This window comes from Nostoc sp. DSM 114159 (assembly GCF_053470285.1).
On the sequence record NZ_JBPFEH010000001.1, the window covers coordinates 5,153,020 to 5,167,486 of the forward strand.

At 41.4% G+C, this 14,467-nt stretch carries 17 protein-coding genes; 7 read left to right on the forward strand and 10 right to left on the reverse strand.

Going from position 1 to position 14,467, the window contains the following annotated elements; translation table 11 throughout:
• The first annotated feature begins 223 nt into the window (after nt 1–223).
• Both ACR5KR_RS21385 and ACR5KR_RS21390 read left to right on the forward strand, forming a co-directional pair.
• A complete protein-coding gene (locus tag ACR5KR_RS21385) occupies nt 224–637 on the forward strand; it encodes a class I SAM-dependent methyltransferase (protein ID WP_448267921.1) in 414 nt (137 codons plus the stop codon).
• 141 nt (nt 638–778) lie between these two features.
• Nucleotides 779–1,048 carry a hypothetical protein gene (locus ACR5KR_RS21390; RefSeq protein ID WP_448267922.1) on the forward strand — a complete coding sequence of 90 codons (270 nt, stop codon included), beginning with the start codon at nt 779–781 and terminating at the stop codon, nt 1,046–1,048.
• Between the two features lie 230 nt (nt 1,049–1,278).
• On the opposite strand, the gene ACR5KR_RS21395 is transcribed toward ACR5KR_RS21390, so the two are convergent.
• Nucleotides 1,279–2,499 carry a glutathione S-transferase family protein gene (locus ACR5KR_RS21395; protein WP_445630598.1) on the reverse strand — a complete coding sequence of 407 codons (1,221 nt, stop codon included), beginning with the start codon at nt 2,497–2,499 and terminating at the stop codon, nt 1,279–1,281.
• A 3-nt stretch (nt 2,500–2,502) separates the two neighbouring features.
• Nucleotides 2,503–3,156 carry a class I SAM-dependent methyltransferase family protein gene (locus ACR5KR_RS21400; RefSeq protein ID WP_448267923.1) on the reverse strand — a complete coding sequence of 218 codons (654 nt, stop codon included), beginning with the start codon at nt 3,154–3,156 and terminating at the stop codon, nt 2,503–2,505.
• A gap of 225 nt (nt 3,157–3,381) precedes the next feature.
• On the opposite strand from ACR5KR_RS21400, the gene ACR5KR_RS21405 reads away from it, so the two are divergent.
• From ACR5KR_RS21405 to ACR5KR_RS21415, 3 genes are all read left to right on the forward strand, one after another.
• On the forward strand, nt 3,382–4,320 hold the full coding sequence (locus ACR5KR_RS21405; RefSeq protein ID WP_448267924.1) for a DNA-methyltransferase: 939 nt from the start codon (nt 3,382–3,384) through the stop codon (nt 4,318–4,320).
• Nucleotides 4,321–4,649: 329 nt separating this feature from the next.
• A complete protein-coding gene (locus tag ACR5KR_RS21410) occupies nt 4,650–4,979 on the forward strand; it encodes a hypothetical protein (RefSeq protein WP_448267925.1) in 330 nt (109 codons plus the stop codon).
• Nucleotides 4,980–5,088: 109 nt separating this feature from the next.
• The gene (locus tag ACR5KR_RS21415; protein WP_448267926.1) at nt 5,089–5,286 is read left to right on the forward strand and encodes a hypothetical protein; all 198 of its coding nucleotides are present in this window, start codon (nt 5,089–5,091) and stop codon (nt 5,284–5,286) included.
• A gap of 13 nt (nt 5,287–5,299) precedes the next feature.
• Here the strand turns inward: ACR5KR_RS21415 and ACR5KR_RS21420 are convergent, their stop codons facing one another.
• Nucleotides 5,300–5,584, reverse strand: coding sequence for a hypothetical protein (locus tag ACR5KR_RS21420; protein ID WP_448267927.1), 285 nt, complete (start codon nt 5,582–5,584; stop codon nt 5,300–5,302).
• A 47-nt stretch (nt 5,585–5,631) separates the two neighbouring features.
• On the opposite strand from ACR5KR_RS21420, the gene ACR5KR_RS21425 reads away from it, so the two are divergent.
• Together ACR5KR_RS21425 and ACR5KR_RS21430 are read left to right on the forward strand one after the other, a co-directional pair.
• The gene (locus tag ACR5KR_RS21425; RefSeq protein ID WP_448265554.1) at nt 5,632–6,132 is read left to right on the forward strand and encodes a helix-turn-helix domain-containing protein; all 501 of its coding nucleotides are present in this window, start codon (nt 5,632–5,634) and stop codon (nt 6,130–6,132) included.
• A gap of 47 nt (nt 6,133–6,179) precedes the next feature.
• A complete protein-coding gene (locus ACR5KR_RS21430) occupies nt 6,180–6,704 on the forward strand; it encodes an IS630 family transposase (protein ID WP_448270086.1) in 525 nt (174 codons plus the stop codon).
• Here the strand turns inward: ACR5KR_RS21430 and ACR5KR_RS21435 are convergent.
• The 7 genes from ACR5KR_RS21435 to ACR5KR_RS21465 all read right to left on the reverse strand — a co-directional run bounded on the left by ACR5KR_RS21435 (nt 6,690) and on the right by ACR5KR_RS21465 (nt 14,296).
• Entirely contained in the window at nt 6,690–7,130 is a 441-nt protein-coding gene (locus ACR5KR_RS21435) for an SDR family NAD(P)-dependent oxidoreductase (protein WP_448267928.1), read from the reverse strand. The genes ACR5KR_RS21430 and ACR5KR_RS21435 overlap by 15 nt on opposite strands.
• A gap of 117 nt (nt 7,131–7,247) precedes the next feature.
• Nucleotides 7,248–8,129 carry a class I SAM-dependent methyltransferase gene (locus ACR5KR_RS21440; protein WP_448267929.1) on the reverse strand — a complete coding sequence of 294 codons (882 nt, stop codon included), beginning with the start codon at nt 8,127–8,129 and terminating at the stop codon, nt 7,248–7,250.
• Between the two features lie 109 nt (nt 8,130–8,238).
• Nucleotides 8,239–9,111, reverse strand: a complete 873-nt coding sequence (locus tag ACR5KR_RS21445) for a bile acid:sodium symporter family protein (protein ID WP_448267930.1) — start codon at nt 9,109–9,111, stop codon at nt 8,239–8,241.
• A gap of 163 nt (nt 9,112–9,274) precedes the next feature.
• Nucleotides 9,275–11,680, reverse strand: coding sequence for a sulfatase-like hydrolase/transferase (locus ACR5KR_RS21450; protein WP_448267931.1), 2,406 nt, complete (start codon nt 11,678–11,680; stop codon nt 9,275–9,277).
• 172 nt (nt 11,681–11,852) lie between these two features.
• Complete coding sequence (locus ACR5KR_RS21455; protein ID WP_448267932.1) at nt 11,853–12,776, reverse strand: formylglycine-generating enzyme family protein; 924 nt, start codon at nt 12,774–12,776, stop codon at nt 11,853–11,855.
• 592 nt (nt 12,777–13,368) lie between these two features.
• Nucleotides 13,369–13,548, reverse strand: coding sequence for a GNAT family N-acetyltransferase (locus ACR5KR_RS21460; protein ID WP_448267933.1), 180 nt, complete (start codon nt 13,546–13,548; stop codon nt 13,369–13,371).
• Nucleotides 13,549–13,834: 286 nt separating this feature from the next.
• A complete protein-coding gene (locus ACR5KR_RS21465) occupies nt 13,835–14,296 on the reverse strand; it encodes a hypothetical protein (protein WP_448267934.1) in 462 nt (153 codons plus the stop codon).
• Between the last annotated feature and the right edge of the window lie 171 nt (nt 14,297–14,467).

Below are 14,467 nucleotides of genomic sequence, written 5' to 3' on the forward strand. Positions count from 1 at the left end.
AATACATTATGCTAACAGTATCTAGAAAACGCAACTTTTTAATGTTCTTGATGGCTGGAATATTTACCCTAATTTGTAATTGGGGAAAAGGGAACGAGGAACAGTTTCGTAGGGTGTATTATCGCTGTTCTCGTTATGCACCGCAAATCTTAATGGTGTCTAGAGCTAATTTATATAACCGCATCCTACTAAACTATGAATCAATATCAAAATCTAAAATTCAATGACAGATGAAAGAAGTCAGTTAAGAACCACTTTCGATCGAGTAGCACTGTTGTATGACCAAGTTCGACCAGGATATCCAGAAGCGCTTTTTGACGATGTGGTGTCTCTTTCAGAAATCACTCCAAACGGAAGGATATTAGAGATTGGTTGTGGTACTGGTCAGACAACTGTGCCCTTTGCCCGCCGGGGTTATCGTATACTCTGCATTGAATTGGGTGAGAATCTTGCTACAGTTGCCCAAAAAAATCTGGCTGCTTATCCGCAAGTAGAAGTGCGTAACATCGCTTTTGAGGATTGGGCGATCCAAGAAAATGCTTTTGATTTAGTGATTTCGGCGACTGCTTTCCACTGGCTTGACCCAAGTATTGCTTACAAAAAAACGGATCTTGCCCTCACATCTAAAGGAGCGTAGACGCGGAGCGGCTTGTCGTAAGACATCGCGCTATTTTGGAATGAACATGTATATAGTGATGCTAGTAATGGCTTCTTTGAAGAAGTACAGGAGCTATATCAAAGTTTAGCTCCTCAACTGGTTAAAGACGATGAGCCTCCTTTGCGCGAGCAGAAAGTCCCTAATAAAACAGGTGAGATTGAGCAAACAGGTTTGTTTGGTGAAGTAATTTATCGATCTTATCGATGGGATACAATATACAACAGTGCAAGTTATCTCAATCTCTTAAATACTTACTCCGGTCATATAAATTTAGATCGCATTACAAAAGCGCGTTTTTTTGATGCGATCGCTGAATTAATTAATACCAAGTTCAATGGTCAAATTACTAAAGGTTACTTAACTACTTTATACGTAGCCCACCGATTGTAATCTTCTCTAAATCATTTTGCAGATATGATTAAACAGTTACGTTTTGTAAGGGAGACTGTTACCCCAACACAAACACCTGTTGTGTATGGGATTTTAAATCCCTTGAGTAGAATATTCAGTTTTCGGTTCCTGTCACAGCTAACTCATCGGAATTGCAAACTCTGTTCGATTTCATTGCTATAGGAGCAAGTGAGCGCGATCGCATTTTGCCTTCAGCAACGCCCACAAAATTAATAAACAGAAGTCAACAATTTATCGATCGCAGCGCGAAACGCCGTTGCTGCACCAGCACTCATATCACGAGGAGCGCAGATACGATTTCTCAAATATGCGAAAGTAATAGCACCCACAGCAGCGAAGATAGGATCAACACTACTATTTTTACCACCAGTCCTTCCACCCGGTAAAGTTTCGCCATTGCCATGAATGAGATAATCAGCTAGTTGTCGCAGGTGAAAATCAACAGCGTCCTTAATTGTGGTAATATCACCGTCTGCGGCTATTGCTTGGACTCCAGAATTTTTGATAATATCTGCGATCGCAACTTCCCGATTATCACTCAATCTCTCAGCTGCTTCGGCTCGATATTGAATTTGCTCACTATCTGCCACATCCAGAGGTAAGGGATTTCCAATCGGTTCTACACCCCATCTGCGACGCAACAGTAAATTATTGGTAATATTATCCGATTTAACTCTATGATAAGCAGGACGCTGATTAAGTGCGTCAAACCAAGCATTAATTCGAGGAAAGCGAGGATTTCCTTTGAGGTGATATCCCCGATATACAGGTAAATTAGCAGCCAATCTATCTAAATGGGGGCTATACAGAATGTCTACTAAGCTAAATGTACTGACAAAGTAGGGGCCGGGGTATTTAGCCAAAGCTTGCTCAAGTTCATCTAACTTCGCCTCAAATGCTGCTTGTAATGCCAACTCATCAGCATCTACAAGTGTTTCTCTCAGGAATTTGTAAGCAATCTCTCTAAAACCGTTAGTCTCAGCTTCTTCAACCAACTGCCTAGCAACAGCGTTTTCCTCTGAATTCTCAGGCAATAATGCTGGATGTGGAAACCTTTCTTCTAAAGCTAAGAGAATATCCTTGGATTCATATACTAACTTTCCCTCAATTTTGGCTGCTGGGACAAGAGTTGTGGGAACTAAGTCAGTGTACCATTTGGGTTTATTACTTAAATCAATAAACTCCGTTGCAAAGGGAATTTCCTTTTCTTCCAGAGCAAACCAAACTCGTTCGCAGAAAGGACACCAGGAATTAGTATCTCGATAAAGCAAGACTGGCGGTTCTGCATTTGGAGGAAGTTTATGTAAACTGCTGGGTATTGGTGCAGTAGAAGGAGATTGTCCTGTCCTCTTTACCCTACGCGCAGAGGTATTTTTTCTAGCAGTTTCTAAAACTTCTTCCCAAGTTGACACTGTGTTTTGAATTGACATTTTTTACCTCGCTTTACTAGGAACGCCGGAAAACACAAATAACTGTTGTTCTTTGGGTTGAGGTAAATTTTCACCAAGGTATCGATGAAGACCAACACCCATATCTCCTGTAGCCGTAAGCTTGAAGTTTACTTCTTCAAATCCAGATGCACTTAAAATTTTCCGTACATTGTCAGAGTAGGTAATACCGTTGGAGTGTCCACGAGTCCAAATGACAAAAGCATCCGGTTTACTCAGAAAACTCAGGTTATCTAGTAAGCGATTGAGTTCAGCTTCCTCAAGATTGCCAAAGATACCACACACAATCACAATATCTGCTGGTACTGCTCCTACATAGTTAGTGGCAAGAGTTGCATCACCATTGATAATCTCAATTTGCTTGGCTAAACCCAAAGACTCTATAGTTGCTCGTCCACGCTCAACTAACTGGGGGCTGAGTTCAACAAGTCGTGCATATACGTCATTTCTTCGAGGGTGATTTTTTAAAGTTCCTAGTAAATCTCGTCCATCACCCGCGCAAACACTTACGACACGGATAGTTCCAGATGGCGACGCATTCAAGCTGTAAGCAATATATTCCTGCACGATTTCTAGACGCTGCTGCAATTTTGGCTCAGTGTCGTAGAGGTCGTGCCATTCATACCAATCTTTTGGCATAATGCGTGATTCCTGTTTGATGCACACTGTAAACTCACAACTACGGTTAGTCTATCAAATAACTGTAGTTTATGAATGAATGAAAGATTATCATAGACGTTTGCATAAAATCAAGTCTTATTCTGCATGATTACCTTTGGACTGTTAGAAATGAAAAAAGAATTTGAAGTTGTGCTATCTTTACTATCGAGATATTATAACAGTACATAATTACTATTTAAAAGCATGGCTCAAGCAGGCTCCAAGCAATTAGGGTTATTTCAGAAGCAAAAAATAACTAGACAATCAGAGGTAAACATTCAACCCTATTACACTCAGACTTATGGAGCAGCGTACTTAGGAGATAGTCTTGAGCTTATAAAAAATATTAAAGATTGTAGTGTAAATCTCATTTTGACATCTCCTCCATTTGCACTTACCCGTAAAAAGGAATATGGAAACGAAAGTGCAGAGAAATATGTTAACTGGTTTCTTCCATTTGCATACGAATTTAAAAGAATACTTACTCAAAATGGTTCATTTGTTATTGATTTAGGAGGTGCTTATCTTCCTGGTAATCCAGTTCGTAGCATATATCAATACGAATTATTGGTTCGCCTTTGTAAAGAAGTCGGTTTTTTCTTAGCGCAAGAGTTTTATCATTACAATCCAGCAAGACTGCCAACTCCGGCAGAATGGGTTACTGTTAGGCGTATTCGAGTTAAAGATTCAGTTAACGTAGTTTGGTGGTTGTCAAAAATTGAAAATCCAAAAGCTGACAATAGGAAAGTCTTAAAGCCTTACAGTGAAAGCATGAAACAGTTAATCAAAAATGGCTATAAGGCTAAGTTGCGTCCTAGCGGTCACGATATTTCTACAAAATTTCAAAAAGATAATTCAGGAGCAATTCCACCTAATCTTATTGAGGCTGCTAACACAGAATCAAACAGTTCTTATCTGCGTAAATGCAAAGAAACAGGGATGAAACCTCATCCGGCACGTTTTCCCGCATCTTTTGCCGATTTCTTTATTAATTTCTTAACTGATGAGAATGATCTTGTACTAGACCCGTTTGCAGGTTCAAACACAACAGGGTTTGTTGCAGAAAATTTACAGAGACGATGGATAGCTTTTGAGTTAAACGAAGAATACTTGATCGGAAGCCAGTATCGTTTTGAAGATTAATCTGTCTCAGGGGAAACTGTGGCTAAACTCAGTAAGGTTAACCTTCTCAGTATCATTACTCTCTTGGAGCCTCATAGAATTAAGACAGATATTCAATATTGTATGTAACCAGTTCACAAAATTATAAGCAGTCGGCATTTCTAGCAGCTTCAACGATTTCTGAGTTTCATATTGCAATTAGACAATTTATTAATTAGCGATCGCTCTCACAGATGTACTAGTTTAATGTCTGATCCAGCCTTATCACTTGTTATAATTATGAGGAATTTCTTCAGGAGATACACCCATACGCCAAATTTGGGCGATCGCCTCATCCTCTGATTACTGATTTGCGATCGCAGAAATTAATTCGCCCCAATACCATCGGTTTAGGACTAGATACAGATACCCACGGTACTTTATATGCAGCAGACGGTAACATTTCGACGCTGTTTTATACCTTGGGAACTCCGTGCAAGGGTGACTTGTGGGAAACTATCGCCGTTCCAGAATTACGGGGACAGGCGCAGGAATTATCTAAGGCGTTGTTGCAGTCGCTACCAGTGCGGGTGCGGACTATTCCGACGAAGCCTTTGTTCAGCGATGACAGTGTAGAGATACCGCAGTCAACTTTCCTATTTCGGCAATTTTTTGACCCTGTAACTAGTAGTTATACATAAAGGGCGTACTGTTTCCACCATTGGCGAAGAAAAGCGGCTTAATCCCAGATTTAGCGTTCGCGGAGCGACTCGGAACGAGTATCGCAGCCGCAGTCAATTCATTACCATCATGAATAATCTCAAATTGAGTTACCCCCAAAAGATGGATGCAGCTGTACCTGCGAATGAATACTGTGGTGATTTTATTCCTCAAGAAAGCTTAGACCAGGCTACGAGTTCGGCAACAGATGAAGAACAGAAACAAATAGAACTCACAGTCATGACTAATACAGAAATTTACAATGATTACTATGCTATGTATATCTAGAGCAGAGTGAAAATCAAAATTTTTCTACCCAAGGTCGCAATTCAACTTCCCAAGTCCAAGCATTGCGAGGTTGGCTCAGAATGCTGAGATAGGTTTGAGCGATCGCATCTGGATCGAGTAAACTATCTGGTCGATCGTCTGGTTCTATCCGGGTGGCAGAACGAATTGCTCCATCAATCACGAAATGCGCCACATGGATATTCTGAGGAGCCAATTCACGGGCAATGCTTTGAGCCAAACCCCGTAAAGCAAATTTACCCATTGCAAACGGTGCAGACTGAGGATAATACCAATTCACTAAAAGTGTGATACAGATAAAATAGGAATAAATATGAACGGGTGAAAATGGCTGGAATCACCAAAGTTGAAATCAAAGAATCAGTCCAAGAGTTGCATGAACTGCTCTTAAACCAGAAAACAGCATCAAGCCGCGAACGAATTCAAGCTTTGTATTTGCTGAAAATGGGCCAGGTGAGAACGGTACAGGATGCAGCTGTAGTTGTGGGCAGAGAAAGGGTGACGGTGCAAAGATGGCTCTCAATTTATACAAAGTCAGGAATAAATGGTCTGTTGTCAGTAAACAAGAGTACAGGGCGACCGCCAATTATTAATGGTTTGGCTAAAGAACAACTTTTAAAAGAACTTGAACAGCCAGAAGGATTTAAAAGTTATGAGGAAATCCGAACATGGTTGAAAGCGGTGGAAGGAGTAGAAGCGTCATACAAAGTAGTACACGATACAGTACGTTATCGAATGAAAGCGAAGTTAAAAGTACCAAGAGCAGTAGGGATAAAACACAATGAAGAAGCAGAATTAGAATTTAAAAAAAACTGCCACAATACCTAGAAGTCATTAGAAAACACGCTATAGAGCCAAAAGATAAACACAAAAGAATTAGATATTGGTGTGGTGATGAAAGCCGTGTAGGATTAAAAACAGAATTGGGGAGGCTGATTACGCTTTGTGGCATAAAACCTATCGGCATCATGCAATGGAAGAGAGAAAACTTCTATTTATACGGGTTAGTAGAACCCTTAACTGGCGAGTATTATATTTGGGAATTCTCTCATCTCAACACAGCTTGTTTTAACATTTTTTTAGAACAGTTTGCTGCTACATATTCGCAAGATATACATATTATTCAATTAGATAACGGTGCTTTTCATTTAAGCCAGACTCTTAAAATTCCCGAAAATATTATTTTCTTATTTCAACCTCCACATACTCCCCAAGTCAATCCAATTGAACGTTTATGGGAAGAAGTCAAAAGAAATCTAAGTTGGGAATGCTTTGCTAGTTTGGACGAGTTAAGAACAGTTATCTGGCAACGTCTTGAGGAATTAAACACATCAATTGTTGCTTCTATTACAGGTTGGGGTTTTATTCTGGATGCTTTATTTGTATCAGGCTTTTCGTGAATTGGTATAACCCTTAACACTGGCGGATGCACCTGTAAAAAAGATCGCTCCTCCACCCACAGCTAACTGACGTTTTGCCGCCGCTTGTGCTACTAAAAAGCCACCATAGGCAGTAATTTCTAGTGTTTTGGCAACATCGACTGGGTTAAGTTCCACAAAAGAACCCCGAACCCGCCAGCTAGGATTATACACAACTAATGTTGGTACTCCTAGTTTTTGTTCGACATCTGTAAATAGTTGTTCAACTTCATCTAGTTGAGAAGCATCAGCAGTAAAACTGACGGCTCCAATTTCATCAGATAATGCTTTGAGCTTATCAATTTGCCTTGCTGCTAAAGCAATAGTAAAGCCTTCTTTTGCCAATAAACGGGCTAATGAGGCACTGAGTCCACTACCAGCCCCAACAATTAATGCAATATTTGCCATATCCTCAAGTTCTCCCTTGTGATTTGAACCATATGACTAAACGATCGCGAAATACTTCAAAAGCAGTTAGGACATTCCCCCTTTTCGAGGGTACATACAAAAAAACCAGTAAAGACATCAAGAATTGCAAAGGGTTAAAACAAAAGTAGAGCCAATAGCCAACATTGATTTAACAACCTTTGGCTCAATCCCTAAAGGCTTTAAACAAGTAATTTGATTCATCACTTCGAGCATACTATATTCTTTAATATCAAACCCTTGTTCATAAGCGAACTGTTTCACATGGTCGATGTTTTCAAAGTGATAATTATTAATAGCTCGACCTGAGACATTACTTGCAGTTTGATTGAGTCTTTGCAACCCAGGACTAATTTGCCGTAGTTGATTCAAGCCATCAAAAGTGGTTAGGTCAGGTGTAATCCATACACCGCCGTAAACTCGCAGTATCTCACGAACATTAGCAAACACTTTTTGCTTTTCTGCTAAGGTTAGGTATGTTAACAATCCTTCGCATAAAACAACTACAGGTTGCTTTTGATGTAAATAATTTACGTTCAAAGGAAACTGACTAGGTTGATTAGTAGCATCAATTGCTTCAAAATACAAATTATGCCGTTCTCCAATCAATCGTTTTACGAGTTGCTGCTTCTGACTAATCATTGCAGGTAAATCACTTTCAACAAAAGTGATATTTTTGTTTTGAGACATTGCTATACCACGAGGCAATAATCCAGATGCTAACTCGATAATTTGGGTAGTTTCAAATTGCAAGTGTTGAGATATTACTTGATTAACAGCTTTGTAACGAGCCTCAACAAGAACAGACACTTCAGCAGGCTGAGTTAATTTTTTTTGTTGCAGTTGTTCCATGAAGCTTTCGGCATTAACTAATTGAGCTAATTCCTTGCCATAAGGGATATCAGTAAACTGCCTAGTATAAGCTACCATCAAAGCTGTTGGACTAATTGCATCAAAATAGCTTGCTTGTGATTGAACCATCTGCTACCTCACATATAGTTTTTTATCTGATCTAATTGTGTATCTAATACATAATACGGTAAAGCTATTGACTTAGCGTATTTGCCAAGCACAGTTCTTAGGGAGAATTTCAAACCTCTACCTGCTCTATCTCTACACCCGTTCCTTGGTCTAGTTCTATGAACTTTGGCCCGCCGATCAGAACTACAATCATCATTAAAATACTTGTCACCATGATGATGCTCACGACGCTGGGATCTTCAAAATTGCTTGTAGCTACTAATAATGCTGCGGCAAAATTACGTTGAGCTGTTCCTACTCCTAGCACTCGTTGGGTATCGATACCAGGGCCGCCTAAAAGATAACCGACGCTAAAGGAGAAGACTATGAAAACAGCACAAACTAAAATTGCACCTGTTTGTAATAAACCAATGATATCGTTAGTGTGAACTATCAGCCTGACTACTAAACCTAAAAGCAATCCAGCATTAGATAATTTGAACAAAATCGGCTGGATAATGGGAGCGATCGCACTCAATTTTGCTTTGATGAATAACCCAACGATCAATGGGCTAACCATCATTAACAATAAGGGTTTGGCAATGTCCCAGGAGTTAATTTGCACGCCTTCCACCACTAAGGGCAGTACAATCGGCATATAAAAAATTGTGCCCAGCATTAGCAACATCATTAATCCCACCGAGAAAGCTATATTGCCTTTGACTATATGGGCAAGTTTAGGTAATGCTGGAGGCCCTGATGCTACTGCCATGATCAGTAAGCCATCTCTGAGTGGTTCACTGAAATGTACTACTTGTAGTAACAAATATACAAAAACTGGCACTAGCACAAAATTTGTTAGCAGCGATGATATGACTAAGCGGAGGTTGCGGAGTGGTTCCCAAATCTGTTGTACCGTGAGACTTAACCCTGCACCCAGCATGGTGAACACGATAAATGTGAAAAGTGCGAGTTTATCAATTAGTGATAAGATTTCGTTCATGATTTTTTTTTCACGCAGAGGGCAAAGGGGCAGGGGAGCATACTTCGACTACGCTCAGTAACCAGGGGGGCATACTTCGACTACGCTCAGTAACCAGGGGGGCAGAGGAGAATAACCAATGCCCACTTGCCCTGAGCGAAGCCGAAGGGATGCCCAGTCCCTATTACTTCAATTCCAGGGTGACTTGCTGTAAGTTACCGGTGAATGCAAAGGGTGTTTGGTAAGTATCTACCGCAGGTGTGCCAGTATCTTGACCAACATCAAAGGTTTCATCTAAACCAAATCGATAGCCTACGGTTTTATCAATGCGGCCTTCGGCAACCTGTCGATCGTCGATCGAGAGCTTACCAGTACCGCCTGCTCCCGGAGCGCCACCGTCATAAGTAAAGTCAAATTTGATTTGGGATTTGCCGATCGCAATTGGTTGAGAAGATTGAATGATTGTGCGACTGCTATTTAAGAAGTTGTAAGCAAAGGTGGGTTTACCTTCTTGCAAGAAGAAACTCCAACCCGCAAAACGTCCGCCTTGGGTAACTAAAACGCCTTCAGTACCATCTTTGGCAATATCCACATCGGCAGTGATGCTAAAGGAGCGATTCTTGATATTGGGAGCGCTACCTTCGGGAATCCCTGCAACAGATGTGTAATAAGTAAAGCTATTGCGTCCTGTGATTAGGTTGGAACGGATTTTGACATCAAACCGTTGAAGTAAGCGATCGTCCAAAGGTAGAACTTTATATTTCTTTGCTTCCTTCAGAAATAGATTTTGTAGTTGCGCTAACTTGTCAGGGTTCTGCTTGGCTAAATCGTTGGCTTCACTGAAGTCTTTGGTAATATCGTATAGTTCCCAATTATCCTCATCGAAGGTGGTTTTGGAGACACGCTCCCAAGGTAAGCGTCCATGACGGGCGGCTGCTACCCAACCTCGATCGTAAATGCCACGATTGCCCAACATTTCAAAATACTGGGTTTTGTGATGGGATGCTACAGCCGGATCGTCAAAGCTATAAACAAGGCTAGTACCTTCGATGGGTTGTTGTTTTACACCGTTGACTACCTCTGGTTCTTCAATCCCCACAGCTTCTAGAATTGTAGGCGCAATATCAATTACATGATGAAATTGGCTCCGCAGTCCACCACGATTTTTGATGCGATCGCCCCAAGCTACAACTAAACCATTGCGAGTTCCGCCGAAGTGAGAAGCAATTTGTTTTGTCCATTGGAAGGGGCTATCCACTGCCCAAGCCCAAGCTGCATGAAAATGATTGAAGGTTTTTGGCCCACCTAAATCATCAAAAGCCGCGAGAACTTCTTGAGGACTTTCTGCTACGCCATTAAAGACTTTTAATTCATTAACACTACCTGTTAAGCCGCCTTCAGCACTCGCACCATTATCACCGGCGATGAAAAAGACTAAGGTGTTATCCAATTCACCCAGTTGGTCTATGGCATCAATAACTCTACCAATTTGTGCATCGGTATGGCTGAGGAAACCTGCAAAGACTTCCGCCTGACGCGCATAAACTTTCTGCTCGGTGGGAGTGAGGGAATCCCAAGCCGGGAGTTCCGCCGGGCGAGGAGTCAGCTTAGTATCGGCGGGAATTACACCCAATGCTAGCTGACGAGCAAAGATGTCTTCGCGTAATTTATCCCAACCTCGATCGAATTTACCCTTGTACTTGTCGATCCATTCCTTGGGCGCATGGTGTGGGGCATGGGTTGCGCCAGTGGCAAAGTAGGTAAAGAAGGGTTTATCAGGAGCGATCGCTTGCTGGGTGCGAATCCACTTAATCGCATGGTCTGCTAGATCGGGAGTGAGGTGATAATCAGGGCGATTTGGTTTTTGAATATGTTGGGTATTTTCCACCAAGGCTGGACTCCATTGATTGGTATCACCGCCCAGAAATCCATAGAAGTACTCAAAACCTAAACCTGTCGGCCAGCGATCGAATGGGCCGGCTGCACTGGTTTCATAGTCTGGGGTATTGTGCCATTTGCCAAAGGCTGCGGTGTTATATCCATAATTTCGCAATACTTCGGCGATCGTTGCCGCACTTCTAGGTAAAATCGCAGTATAACCTGGATAGCCTGTGGCTAACTCCTCAACTACACCTGTATTCACAGAATGGTGATTGCGTCCCGTGAGCAATGCGGCTCTGGTAGGAGAGCAGAGTGCTGTAGTGTGGAATTGGTTATAACGCAATCCCCTTGCTGCTAGACGGTCTAAATTAGGCGTATCGATCGCGCCGCCAAAGGTGCTGGGTTGTCCAAAACCGACATCATCAAGCAACACCAGCAATACGTTTGGTGCATTTTCTGGAGCTTTAATTGGTTTGGGGAAGTCTGGTTGGGATTCTTTGTAAGTCAGGCCAATTTTGCCTTGAAAAGATGGTTGGGGTAATGGCAATTTGTCGCCATAGTCTGCCCAAGCAGGTAGAGGTAAGAGACTAGAAAATATTAGCGTCAGGGCACTCAAAAAAGCGATTCTCCTTCTCCTATCGGAGACGCTGCGCGAACGGAGACGCTGCGCGATCGCACCAGAAGTTAACTTGAGAGATGCATAAGACATCTCAGGAATTGATTTAGAAACCTTAAATTCAGGCGCAGACCTAACCCCCCTACCCCCCTTCCCTTGAAGGGAAGGGGGAATTAAAGCCTCTCTCCGCTTCGGGGAGAGGTTTGGAGAGGGGTCATGGATTAATTTTCGGAGATGTCTATACAAAGAATCTTTCTTTTGAGGATCAGTCAGTTGTGCCATTATTGTTGCTCATCAAAGATAGTGTGCTAGAATCAGCCAAATTTTTAACTAGCCGAAACCCGATATGAGTAGTTCCCGTATCGGGTGATTCTGACTCCCGCGCCGCCGGACGGAAGCGGCTACAGTAATTGGGAGCGCAGAGATACGATCCCCCCTTGATTACGTGTAAGTTTGATTCATCTGGCTTTTTGGGATCGAAGCTTTGATTTAAGGCAATAGGATTAATTCGATCGGATTTGCGTAGGCGTAGCCCGCCGTAGGCATCGCGTCCGATTTGAAAGAAATCAGTAGTCCATTCCCACACATTGCCGGTCATGTCATAGAGTCCATAACCATTGGGTGCAAAAGAACCGACGGGAGCAATGCCCAAGTGACCATCGGCTTTGGTGTTGAAAAAGGGAAAAATTCCTTGCCAAGTGTTGGCTCTATGTTCAGAATATTCATTGCCCCAAGCATAAATTGCACCATCCAAGCCACCACGGGCGGCATATTCCCATTGCGCTTCGGTGGGTAAGGATTTTCCTGACCATTTGGCGTAGGCTAGGGCATCTTCGTAAGCTATGTGAACAACTGGATAGTTGGATTTGCTAGCGATTGCACTGTCTGGGCCAAAAGGATGTTGCCAATTCGCGCCAGTAGTCCAATGCCACCAACTCAGAAAGGAAACTTGTTTGACACCCGGTTTTGCCATCTCAAACACTAAAGAACCCGGTAATCGCTGCTCATCGGGTAAATCGGGAAACTGTTCTTCAGATAAGGGACGCTCTGCAATTGTCAGATATCCTGTAGCTTTGACAAATTCACCAAATTGCGCATTTGTTACCTCAAATTTATCAATACAGAAGTTAGTCACCGTTACATCTCCAGGCGATCGCTCCTCCACAAAATTGTCATTATCAGACCCCATTTTGAACGTTCCTCCTGAAATCATCGCCATACTTTCGGGACAGGGGCTGACTGTGGCTGCCAATGCAGTTGTATTGATGAATAAAAGTGCGATCGCTATTCCTTGAATGAATATTAGTGTGAGAAAGTAATATTTTTTTACATCTCTAATATTCTCAATTTTGCTAGTTCTAATTGAATGCCTGTAGTTCATCAATAAGATTCAACTTTGCTTCAAACTTATATCATTTTGGTTTTAGATGAAAAATTCCCTTTTCGTTGTAGTTATCAGTAATCTATTTTTCGCATGGCATTAGTTGTGGTGAAAAAATCCATATTTTCAGAAGATTTTCAATGTTCGATCCTATGCAGAAACTGTTAGCTCTAAACTTTCGGCTATTTTATAACAAAGATATTCATTTTTTCCCAAAATACTAAAAACCGATTAAGTTACCGATGTTTTATCTAATATTGATAAATTACATCTTGTGAAAACATAAGTCAAGCACTATATATATTTAGCTACGAAAAAGCTTAACACCACCTCAGTCAGATATTGGTGTAGCCACAAAACCAGTTTTGATACCCTTCTTAAACCCAGTTTTTTCGTAAAACTAAAGTACTTCCTTGGTTTGCCTTCCACTTCGGAGCATTACTTTGTAACAATTATGACTCCATGCAGATTGGAACGCATGATGTATCAGGCGCTTTCCTACACCTTGGCGACGATAATCAAGATGAGTAATTACATTCTCAGTAGTCCATAGGGACGAGCGCCAAAATACAAAAGGCAATTAAGTTTCCCTTCCAGTTTGCTACAAAGCAATTAATCTTGCGATTAGCTACGCTGGGCAAAACGCCATCGCTCAATATTTCGTTCTATATTTTCTCAAGAGTTGATGCGTCAGGTAAGGGAGCATCCGTTGGGTTTTGTTAGGGTGACACTTACATAAATGCAAGGGATTTTTTCGATGACTTCAATCTTTCCTTGATGATGTAATTTTCACTAATTATCTGCTGAAAAAAAATGTAGAAACGTAACACTGTTACGTTTCTACAAAGGTTCTGGATAATGCATATTTAATATTTGGAGATGTCTACTTTACAGCTAGGATCGGCAGCGAAGCTTTTATCAAAAATGAACTTAACATAGATATTCCCACCACCTCGTGAATAGCTGCCACCCAAGTAACGCCATTTATTATCTTGGATGCCTGCATCTCCGGTTTTAAATACTGTAGCGGGTAGATTTCCGTTGTCAACATACGTAACATTTGCTTTATTACCGCCGCGATTACTTCCCTTGTTAATTTTGTAGTTGATTCTGATTATTGAGCCTATTCTTCCTCCTAAGCCTTGATTGTAATCGATTTTAATTGTGCCTGTAAAACCTCCTTTACTACATGAATAGTCACGAATAACGGCATCAGCATTAGCTGGAGTTAAAGCAATGCTACTGCAAGCAATAGCCATTGCAGCAGTAGCAATAACAAAACGGTTTGTTGTCTTTCTAATTTGACGAGCATTCAAAGTATTAACCATTAGAGACTTCCTTTTTGATTGAGTTATACTTTGCATTGAGTCAACTAAAATCTGAGTTGCTGATTAAATGTCTTAATCTAGGTGCCGAGACTAGCAATTACTATTGTCTACAAAGGCTTTTAAATCACGCAAAATCATTTTCATACCTGAATTTAGCAATGCTCTAATTAC